The 9,898-nt window shown below is 40.8% G+C and carries 8 protein-coding genes; 7 read left to right on the top strand and 1 reads right to left on the bottom strand.

Features of this window, described 5'->3' with window-relative positions; translation table 11 throughout:
- Positions 1-209: 209 nt before the first annotated feature.
- A complete protein-coding gene (locus tag ACFP56_RS21550; protein WP_379238541.1) occupies positions 210-773 on the bottom strand; it encodes an SLOG family protein in 564 nt (187 codons plus the stop codon).
- Between the two features lie 86 nt (positions 774-859).
- Between ACFP56_RS21550 and ACFP56_RS21545 the strand changes: the two genes are divergently transcribed.
- From ACFP56_RS21545 to ACFP56_RS21515, 7 genes are all read left to right on the top strand, one after another.
- On the top strand, positions 860-1,249 hold the full coding sequence (locus tag ACFP56_RS21545) for a gamma-glutamylcyclotransferase family protein (RefSeq protein ID WP_379238539.1): 390 nt from the start codon (positions 860-862) through the stop codon (positions 1,247-1,249).
- 375 nt (positions 1,250-1,624) lie between these two features.
- Positions 1,625-2,974, top strand: a complete 1,350-nt coding sequence (locus tag ACFP56_RS21540) for an ABC transporter substrate-binding protein (protein WP_379238537.1) — start codon at positions 1,625-1,627, stop codon at positions 2,972-2,974.
- Positions 2,975-3,072: 98 nt separating this feature from the next.
- Positions 3,073-4,014, top strand: coding sequence for a carbohydrate ABC transporter permease (locus ACFP56_RS21535; protein ID WP_379238535.1), 942 nt, complete (start codon positions 3,073-3,075; stop codon positions 4,012-4,014).
- A gap of 7 nt (positions 4,015-4,021) precedes the next feature.
- The gene (locus tag ACFP56_RS21530) at positions 4,022-4,870 is read left to right on the top strand and encodes a carbohydrate ABC transporter permease (protein WP_379238533.1); all 849 of its coding nucleotides are present in this window, start codon (positions 4,022-4,024) and stop codon (positions 4,868-4,870) included.
- Positions 4,871-4,959: 89 nt separating this feature from the next.
- Entirely contained in the window at positions 4,960-6,687 is a 1,728-nt protein-coding gene (locus tag ACFP56_RS21525; protein ID WP_379238531.1) for a sensor histidine kinase, read from the top strand.
- A 29-nt stretch (positions 6,688-6,716) separates the two neighbouring features.
- A complete protein-coding gene (locus tag ACFP56_RS21520; protein WP_379238529.1) occupies positions 6,717-8,066 on the top strand; it encodes an ABC transporter substrate-binding protein in 1,350 nt (449 codons plus the stop codon).
- Positions 8,056-9,648: a response regulator gene (locus tag ACFP56_RS21515; RefSeq protein ID WP_379238527.1), complete on the top strand. Its 1,593-nt coding sequence runs from the start codon at positions 8,056-8,058 to the stop codon at positions 9,646-9,648. The genes ACFP56_RS21520 and ACFP56_RS21515 overlap by 11 nt, the downstream gene beginning before the upstream one ends.
- The last annotated feature ends 250 nt before the right edge of the window (positions 9,649-9,898 follow it).

Genomic DNA, 9,898 nt, shown 5'->3' with positions numbered 1-9,898 from the left:
TTCGTGTGTCTCTCGCAATCTCTCGCGGCGACAAGAAATAATATACCACGAATCGACTACACATTGCAAGTGTTTTTTATAAAGTTTTTTAATGGATGATAATGGTAGTTGTGACTTGTTACCCTGCTGTTTAATCAAACAAGCCATAGCATCCTTACCTTTAATATCATGTACAGCTGTTAGTGATCCTATACATCTACTTCAATAGGTCAAGGCTCTATATCATTTAACATATCTTCTTCAATAGCACTTTGAATATCGTCTGCAAATATCGTAATAATCGCATAGTCATCTGTACTTGATTTTTTAAGTGCTTTTTCCTTCATATATTTACTTTTACTATCTGCCGCTTCTTCATCATAGAACAGCAGCAAACCATCTGTTTTATTTAGTAGAATTTGATCTCTTGCTTGAAACTGCCATGGACCTGCGTAGTCTTGTTTACTTACAACATCAAAATGATCAAGCTTAGATTTTATTTTGTTCCAATACTGCTGCTTTTGTTCATTCCAATTTGCGTCTTGATTAGCAAAGGCATGGATCACTGACACCTTTAAATGAGGATACTGTTTTTCTCTCAGTTTAATTGCCAGCTCTACCGTCCACAAATCAAAACCGTATTGACCTGGCGTAATAATCCATTCTACACCATCCTCGATTAATGGAATAAGCTTTTTAAGACATGCTTTTCTTATATATTTGAGAGCTTGATGCTTCTGATCAAATATGCCAAGCTCATGCGCAGCATAGCCTGTTACTAATAAATTTTTCATTTCTGCTCCTGACATCTTTCTTTACTTCTTCTATTTAAATTAGTATAAGGGAGTTAAACAACTGTTACAATGTTGGAGGTTATGGAATGCACACCGAAATACTCTTTATATATGGAACGCTGCTCCATGGTGAAAGCAATCATCATATTATCGAACCCTATATCGTTGACAGCACTCCAGGTTCGATCCAAGGAAGACTGTTCAGTATTGATGATGAGTATCCCGCTGCTATTCTGGAGTTACATCACGGATATGTCATTGAAGGTGAATGGGTTACGATTCGTGCAGAATGCATGCCGTATATCGATGAGCTGGAGGACTATGAGCCTAATGGCGAGCACAATTTGTATGAGCGTGTGCATATTACGGATCTAGACAATGGCAGCAGTGGCTGGATTTATATCATGACAGCCCTTCCCCCATATGCACCTGAAATCCATTCGGGCTCATGGCGAGAGTATAGACGCGGCCTGTAAAGGTCGGGTTGTTCACAGTTTATCGTAAATCTGGACCTGTCTCGATTCTACAAACCTACATTAATATGGAATGACCTATGTGTTGCTTGTTAGTACGATCAAACCGTAAATTTATAAGAGCAGAGCGAGTATGTGCTGGGGAATCCCCCTAGGCACATACTCGTTTTAATTTACGTAGAAATCACAGATAAGGCAGTACTCGCTACTGGCCTTAGTAGTTATATCCCTCGAAGATTTCCCCCATTAATCTATTCATTTGTCATCAGCCATCGTAGAAATTTCAACTATAATTCGTAAGTTTGTCGCCTCTTCATTCTCCCCGTTCTCTTTTATAGTTTGAATTGTAAGTAAAAAAAAGAGAGGGGTTTATCATTTATGATGAAATTGAAAAAATCGCTAATGCTGATTGCAGCAACCGTTTTAGTGTTTACACTTGCAGCATGCAGCAGCAATAGCGGAAGTAACGGCAACACAGAAGCAACACCTAACACTAACACCAACAATTCGACTTCTAATGGCAGTGACAATAATGGCAATGAAAAAATCGAGCTTTCCTTCTGGACACTAGGAAATGTCAACTATGAGGATCTTGCTAAGCAATACATGAGCGAACATCCGAACATTGTCATCAAAATTCAGAACACTGGTGACCAAACGGCGCATCACAACAATTTGACTACTGCGCTTTCTGCAAATTCAGGAGCTCCTGATATCTTCCAGCTTGAAATCGGATTTATGGAGCGTTTCATCAATGCTCAAGATAAATTTCATAACTTAAACGATCTTGGCGCAGATAAAGTAAAGGGCAACTTCCTTGACTGGAAATGGGCGCAAGCTTCTTCCGTTGACGGTTCATTCCAAATCGGTCTGCCAACTGATATCGCTCCAACGGTTGCTTACTACCGTACTGATCTTGCTGAAGCAGCAGGACTTCCAACGGATCCAGTAGAATTTGCTGCTGCTATTGATTCATGGGATAAATTTGCGACAGTAGCTAAGCAGTTCACTGATCAAACCGGCAAGCCATTTGTTGACTCGAGAGATTTGATTTACAACGCATTGCGTGATCAATCTGACGGTCAAATTTATTTCGACAAGGAAACAGGAAAGTTTATTGGGGATACGAATCCTCAAGTTAAAAAAGCTTATGACTATACGATTAAAGGCATTCAAGAAGGCTGGGTAGCGAATTTTGCACTGTGGGCTCCAGATTGGGCTCAAGCGACGAATGATGGCGGCTTCGCTGTATTGCCTGGTCCTGCATGGATGTTAGGCAATATTAAAAGCAACGGTCCTGACTCCGCTGGTCAATGGAGAATTGCACAGCTTCCTGAGGGAGCCGGCAACTGGGGTGGTTCATTCATCACATTACCTAAGGAAGGCAAGCATCCTGAAGAGGCATATGCATTTATCGAGTGGATGACTAATCAGGATCAACAGTTACAATCCTTTGCAGTAAGCGGGCTTATGCCTTCTACTCCTGCACTATTTGATCAACCAGAATTCAAAGACTTCACAGATGAGTTTTTAGGTGGTCAGGCTTCAGCTGCACAATTTGCTGCTGCAGCTGATCGAGTAGCACCTGTCTACTACGGCCCGCTTCACGATCAAGCGGATGCATTTATTAAAGAAGCAATTCAAAATGTTCAAGAAAAAAATGCTGATCCAGAGGCAGAATGGAATGCTGCTATTGAAAAGATTAAACGTCTTGAGCAACGCAGCTAATCGTTAGCCACTAACTAGGCAACAAATGAAAGCAACCCAATTCAAGATCGCAGGATTTCCTGCGGTCTTGAAGCATTCATACTGTATGGAGGTGTCCGATGTCTACAACCTTGCAAACTGCACTATCGCCTGAAAAAAAACGAAAAACATTGTCTGAACGTAAGAAAGACCATCTTTTTGCATATTTATTTATTTCGCCATTCTTTTTAATTTTTGCTGTGTTTGGCCTTTATCCAATTCTGTTTACGATTTACTTGTCCTTTTTTAAATGGGATGCTCTCGGTCCTATGCAATACATCGGCGTTCAAAACTATAAGTTTGTCGTGGAAGATCCTATTTTCTGGACTTCATTTTTAAATACGCTACTTATCAGCATCATGGGGACAGTTCCTCAGCTTGTATTAGCACTACTGTTCGCTGTCTTTCTTAACTCTGCTTTCACTAAATTCAAGCAGACGTTTCGAGTACTCTACTTTATGCCGAATATCACATCGATCGTTGCGGTTACGCTAGTATTTAGTGCCTTGTTCAGTAATAACGGGATGGCCAATTGGCTGCTAGATTTTTTAGGCATTGATCCTGTTGCGTGGAACTCGGGCTGGTGGGGCGTTAAGCTTGCTATCGCTTCAATGGTGATGTGGCGCTGGATGGGCTATAACATGGTCATTTATTTGTCGGGCCTACAGAGTATTCCTGCTGATTTATATGAAGCTGCACGCATTGATGGTGCAAGTCGATTCCAGCAGCTAATGAGAATTACGTTGCCATTGCTGAAGCCATTTATTATTTTTACGGTGCTAATGTCTACGATTGGTTCTCTGCAGCTTTTTACCGAGCCTTATGTATTTTTAGGCCAATCAGGCACAAGCTCAACACGATTGGAAGGAATTACGATGGTTGTGTATTTGTATACCGAAGCATTCGGCAATAACTTCTTCGGTACTGCAGCGGCGACTGCCGTCATTTTGCTATTATTTACACTGCTCTTTTCGATGGTTAATATGTGGGCCTCAAATAAATTAGGCGGAGATACGGAGTGATAATCAGATGAAAGCAAGTATCGGTGATAAACCTAATATAGCAACGACTACGTTCTATTACATCATACTTACGATAGGAGCACTCATTTCAATCTTTCCTTTCTACTGGATGTTTGTTATTGGCTCTAATGAGCGCGGTGCTGCTTCTCATATTCCGCCAATTATTACGATTGGGGATCAATTTATAGCCAACTTTAACCGTGCGTTAAGCAAAACGGAGTTTTGGACTGCCTTTACCAACTCTTTAGTCGTTTCTTCTACTGTTACCTTTTCTGTCGTTTTATTCTGCTCGCTTGCAGGATACGCCTTTGCCAAATACAACTTCAAGTACAAAAACTTTTTGTTTTTCTTTGTACTAGGTACGTTGTTCGTCCCTTCACAGCTAAGTGTTCTGCCTACCTATGTGATTATGGCAAAGCTGCAATGGATTGACACCTATAAAGCACTCATTGTACCTGCAATGGTAAACGCCTTCGGTATTTTCTGGATGAGGCAATATATTTCAAGCTCTGTTCATTCCGAGCTGCTTGAAGCAGGAAAAATAGATGGCGCTGGACATTTCCGAATATTTGGGATGATTGTGCTGCCTGTTATTACGCCTGCGATTGCAACTTTAGGCATTTTCACATTTCTGAATACATGGAATGACTTCTTCTGGCCGCTCGTTGTACTTAAGGATCGAAGCCACTATACGATCCAAATTGCCTTGCAGCAGTTGTTCACGACACGTGATGGCTTGGATTACGGGATGATCATGTCCGCAACTTTTATGGCGACCTTGCCGTTGCTGATTGTGTTTTTATTGTTCAGCCGCTGGTTTATTGCTGGACTGACTTCAGGCGCTGTAAAAAGTTAATGCTCAATGCTTGTTAATTTATATTGACATTGATGATCATTTTAAGAAGATAATAGAAGAAGGTCTTATCATTAAAGGAGTGAAACGGCTTGAAGCTCCGACAGAAAATATTAATTGCAAATATCCTTCTTGTATTTATTCCCGTTATCGCAATGGGGGCTATCTCTTATAGCAGTTTCTCGAAAGCTATAACGAAGAAATCAAGCAACTTCTACTCCGTGTCCTTGTTGGAAACTGATCGGAAGCTTCATTATGCCTTAAGCGAGATCACTTCAATTTCTAATTCAGCGATAACGCAGCCTGTTATTCAGCAGGCTCTAAAAAACCAAGATCATATTCCAGACTACGATATTAGGCAGGAAATTAATAACTTACTCATTCACCACCCAATGGTGCAGGCCTTTCAGCTCTATTCAAGAGATCGGTTGGTCTATAGCTACAATTCAGCAGGGACTTTTGCAGATTTGAAGAATCAGTCATGGTTTACCGCAATGGAATCTGCTGAAGGCAGGCCAATATGGTCAGGTCCAGGCGAGAATGGTACCGCAACTGATGACCAGCCTGTTCTTATTCATGCTAGAGTTATTAAAGATTACTACTCTCTTGAAGATTTAGGCTCAATTGTTATTCAAGTTAAGGCCAACCTGCTCGATCAAGTGTTTTGGGAAACGGCTACGATGGAGCAGGGTAATATTCTTCTATTAAATAAAAGTGGATTCATTGTATATGATAAGTCGGGCGAACATACAGGAAGCTCTGTATCGTTCCCCTTTCTATATCAAGAAGATGCCACGGATCAGCAGTACTTCTTTGATGATTATCATGGCATCAAATCATTAATTACATACTTGCCATCTCAACAAACGAACTGGTTTTTGGTAGCGATTACACCAACAAGCATCATTCAGGCAGAGTCGGTGACCATTCGAAATATCGCAGTATTGCTTGCATCGTTTTCTCTATTATCTGCCTTTATTTTTGATCGTTTTTTCGTATTACGGCTCATAAAAAGCATTAGTCGAACGGTTAATGGCATGCGTCGCGTTGAACAGCGGAATTTTGTTCAAATTCCTGTTGAAACAACCCAAAACTACGATGAATCCGATATGCTAGTACTGGGCTTTAACCGAATGTCTACGCAAATCGAAGAACTTTTACATCAGGTGGAGCTGGAACAAACGATGAAAAAAGAAGCAGAGCTTCAGGCGCTTGTATCGCAAATTAATCCGCATTTTATCTATAACTCGTTGGAATCGATAAATTCGATGGCTGTGCTTCAAGGAAATAAAGATATTAGTCGCATGGTCATCTCATTGGGGCGCTTATTACGCATTAGCATTAGTGAAAACAAAGAATTAATCCCGTTGTCAACGGAATTTGAACATGTTCGCCATTATATGAATATTCAGAAGTACCGTTTTGAGGATAAGTTCGAATATACGCTAGAACTGCCAGAGCATCTGCAGCATTATGTGACACAAAAGCTTATTGTTCAGCCACTAGTGGAAAATGCGCTCTATTATGCGATCGAGCCGATGGAGAGCAAAGGATATATTCATATTGTAGCTTCAGAAAACGAACACGATATATTTATTGATATTACGGACAATGGACCCGGCTTCGATGAACAGGTACTGCTTAATTTGCTGTCCGATCGTCCTTCTATCAACCAAAAGTATAAGGATAGCAGTGTAGGTCTGCGAAACGTGCATGAACGGGTTCGGATTCGGTTCGGTCATTCCTATGGAATGATGATCTGCTCTTCTCCTGGATTAGGCTCTACGATTCGGATTCGAGTACCAAAAATTGTTCCGTAAAAATTTGCGATACCGTGAGGATATATACGATGAGTAAGCTAAAAAACAAGCAATGGATACTACTCTATATCATGCTGCTGGCTACAACCATTATTTATAGCTTTTCAAGTCAATCCAAAGAGCCTGCTATTATTGAGCCAGAAAAAATTACGATTACATTTCGGCATGTATGGACAAAGCCTCATGACCAGCCGATGCTAACGATTTTTCAAGATGTTGTGGATGACTTTGAACAATCTCATCCTAATGTAAAAGTTAACTTCGAAGGACTAGAGCAAACGAATCATCGTGAACAAAAGCTAAAAAGCGAAATGGTTACCGGCACGCCACCTGATATGTTTGTTTTATTTGGAGGTGCCGAGCTTGATCCGTATGTACGTTCCAATCGATTGCTTGATCTGAGCCAATTTGTAAGCGAGCATGCATTGGAATTTATCGATATCAGCTTATGGACATATGATAATGGCATATTTGGACTGCCATTCGAGGGGCATGCACAGCCGCTTTTTTATAATAAGAAAATCTTTAATGCGCTCGGCCTTGAGCCTCCGACGACGATCGATGAACTTAATGCGGTTATTTCTGCGTTAAAATCTTATCATATTATTCCATTTGCATTCGGCAATCAGGAAATATGGCCTGCAGGCATATACGCTCATTATTTGATGGATCGCTATGAGGGGCCAGAACATATTAAGCAAATAGCTAACGGATCTGCCTCCTTTCAAACAGAGGGCTACCAGCAAGCATTTGATCAAATTGTACAGTGGGTGCAAGCAGAGGCGTTCAACGAATTATATTCTGAGCTAAATTCATCCTCAGCTATTCAATTGTTCAATGAAGGTAAAGCCGCTATGTATGTGAATGGAAATTGGGACATCTCATTGTTTCAATCTCCCAATGAACAGTATGATTTTCAGCAGGATATCGGCGTTATCCCTTTCCCTTCAATAAGCAAGGAGCAGGAACGGTCAATAGCAGGCGGATATACGATCGGCATAGGTCTTTCAGCGAATCTTAGTGGCGCCCAGCAGGAGGCTGCGCTACAGCTGCTGCAAGCGATCTACACAGAGGAGGTTCAGCAGCGTATCGTATATGAGGCGTTCCGTCTACCGTCAATGGCTATACCGTTTGATATTAATAAGACGGGACCAGTATTTGCCCAAGTTGTTCGGCTACTAGAAAAAAGCGACCAGGTATTTCTCGCTTACGATAATACACTTTCCCCTGAAGTTCGAAAAGCGTTCTGGACTGTAACAGACAGCCTATTCAAACTAGAAGTTTCAAGTGATGAAGCACTCATGCAGCTGGATGAAGCTTCAAAGTCATATTACAGGCTGATTAACAGCTATGGAGGTGATCTTAATCATGGAAGGTAATTATTCGGTGTTGCTGGTTGATGATGAGCCTATCATCTTGAAAAGTCTGGAGGCCGCGGTGCCTTGGAAGGAGCTAGGGGTTGCCACGATTAAAAAAGCTCGTAATGGTGAAGAAGCCTTACAGCTGTTTCATGAATGGAATCCAGATATCATCATTAGCGATATTCGAATGCCAACAATTAATGGCATTACGTTAATGTCTAAGGTTATGGGCATTAATCCTGATCTGATCTTTATTGTCATAAGCGGCTATGGCGAATTTGAATATGCCAAGCAGTCTATCGGGTACGGGGCAACAGGCTATCTGTTAAAGCCAATCGATCATGATGAGCTGATTGAAATGCTTAAAAAATCGATCATCAAGCTTAACCATTCTCGTCTTGCCAAACAACAAAGCGAAGAATTGCTTGATTCCATACATTCACTGTCCGTATTAGCAAGGGAGAGAATGTTTGCAGAGCTAATTGAAGGTAATCAGCGACCATTGCAGCATATGGTTTGGCTTGAAGACAATATACTGAAGATGCCTTATTTTTTAACAGTCGTTCAGCTTGATCATTTGTCTACGATGAATAAGCAATGGACTACTGAAGAAAAACGACTTTGGTTTTTTGCGGTCCGAAATATTTTGGAGGAATGGTCAAAAAGCTATGATGCGCTGGCGGCATTTCCTTTCCATAGTGGTGAGTGGATTATTTTATTCAAGGATACAACGGAAGAATTGAAGTGGAAGATTGGTGAAGATATTGTACAGCATATTAAGCGGTATAGTAAATTATCCTGTTCAGTCGGTATAAGTCGTCAGGTACAGGGCATTGATCAATTGCATGCAGCCTACGAAAGTGCTTGTGATTCCCTACATCAACGATTCTATGATGGCACAGAACATGTTTTTATATACACGGATAAATCCGTCCCAGTTAATGATAAAGGCATGCAGTGGCAATATCCTAAAGAGCTCGAAAAAGAGCTATTGCTGCATATTCGTTCTCTGGAGCTAGAGCCAATCGTGGAACTGCTTGATAAGCTGAAGGTGAAGCTTGAATCAAGTGCCTTGTCAAAAGATCAACTCATACGATATATTGTTGAGATTACTGTTATTTCCCGTCGTGAGTTTGAGCATATGAATTTAAAAATAGAACATACGGTTGATTATTTAATTCAACAGCTTTCAGAAAGCGCAACCCTGGAACAAGCAATCGTCATATTAAAGGACGCATTCAAGCAATGGATAGCATTAAATTTGGAGCAGCAGCATGATGATGCATCATCCTTAATTGCAAAAGCTAAGCTTTATATCGACAATCACTACCATAACGATATTGGTATAGATGATGTATCTGAACATATAGGACTAAGTGCAAGTCATTTCTGCACGCTTTTCAAGCAAGTAACCGGCTCGACATTTCTGGAGTATGTTACCCATTGTCGTATTGAAAAAGCAAAATATATATTAAAAAATACGGAAGTAAAGGTATATCAGCTTGCGCCATTAGTTGGATATCAGGATTCACGTTATTTTACACAGGTTTTCAAGAAAATAACCAGCATGACACCGTCTGAGTTTCGCATGCATGGTTAACTATTTTGGTCGTTATTACGTATGTTAATTATAGCAAGGCAGCAAATTGAAAGGATAAAACCTTTGAATTCGCTGCCTGTTTTTTCTAGATATGCACTTTGCTCAGTTCTACGGTCTGTGTCCCTCTACAACATACAAATATCTACTTCTGAATTAGACGATCCACGTGCTGCAGACAACAAAAAAAGCCTACTGCAACGCAGTAGACTTTCCTCGTGCTTGGCAACGTCCTACTCTCCCAGGACCCTGC

Origin of the sequence: Paenibacillus septentrionalis, assembly GCF_042659865.1 — a bacterium.
GTDB lineage: Bacteria > Bacillota > Bacilli > Paenibacillales > Paenibacillaceae > Pristimantibacillus > Pristimantibacillus septentrionalis.
The sequence above is the reverse complement of the archived record's forward strand: the minus strand, read 5'-3'. Positions and strand labels throughout refer to the sequence as shown.

Coding starts and splice junctions, on each gene's coding strand:
- ACFP56_RS21545 (WP_379238539.1), top strand. CDS start 860: ATGCACACCGAAATACTCTTTATATATGGAACGCTGCTCCATGGTGAA.
- ACFP56_RS21515 (WP_379238527.1), top strand. CDS start 8,056: ATGGAAGGTAATTATTCGGTGTTGCTGGTTGATGATGAGCCTATCATC.
- ACFP56_RS21540 (WP_379238537.1), top strand. CDS start 1,625: ATGATGAAATTGAAAAAATCGCTAATGCTGATTGCAGCAACCGTTTTA.
- ACFP56_RS21550 (WP_379238541.1), bottom strand. CDS start 773: ATGAAAAATTTATTAGTAACAGGCTATGCTGCGCATGAGCTTGGCATA.
- ACFP56_RS21520 (WP_379238529.1), top strand. CDS start 6,717: ATGAGTAAGCTAAAAAACAAGCAATGGATACTACTCTATATCATGCTG.
- ACFP56_RS21530 (WP_379238533.1), top strand. CDS start 4,022: ATGAAAGCAAGTATCGGTGATAAACCTAATATAGCAACGACTACGTTC.
- ACFP56_RS21535 (WP_379238535.1), top strand. CDS start 3,073: ATGTCTACAACCTTGCAAACTGCACTATCGCCTGAAAAAAAACGAAAA.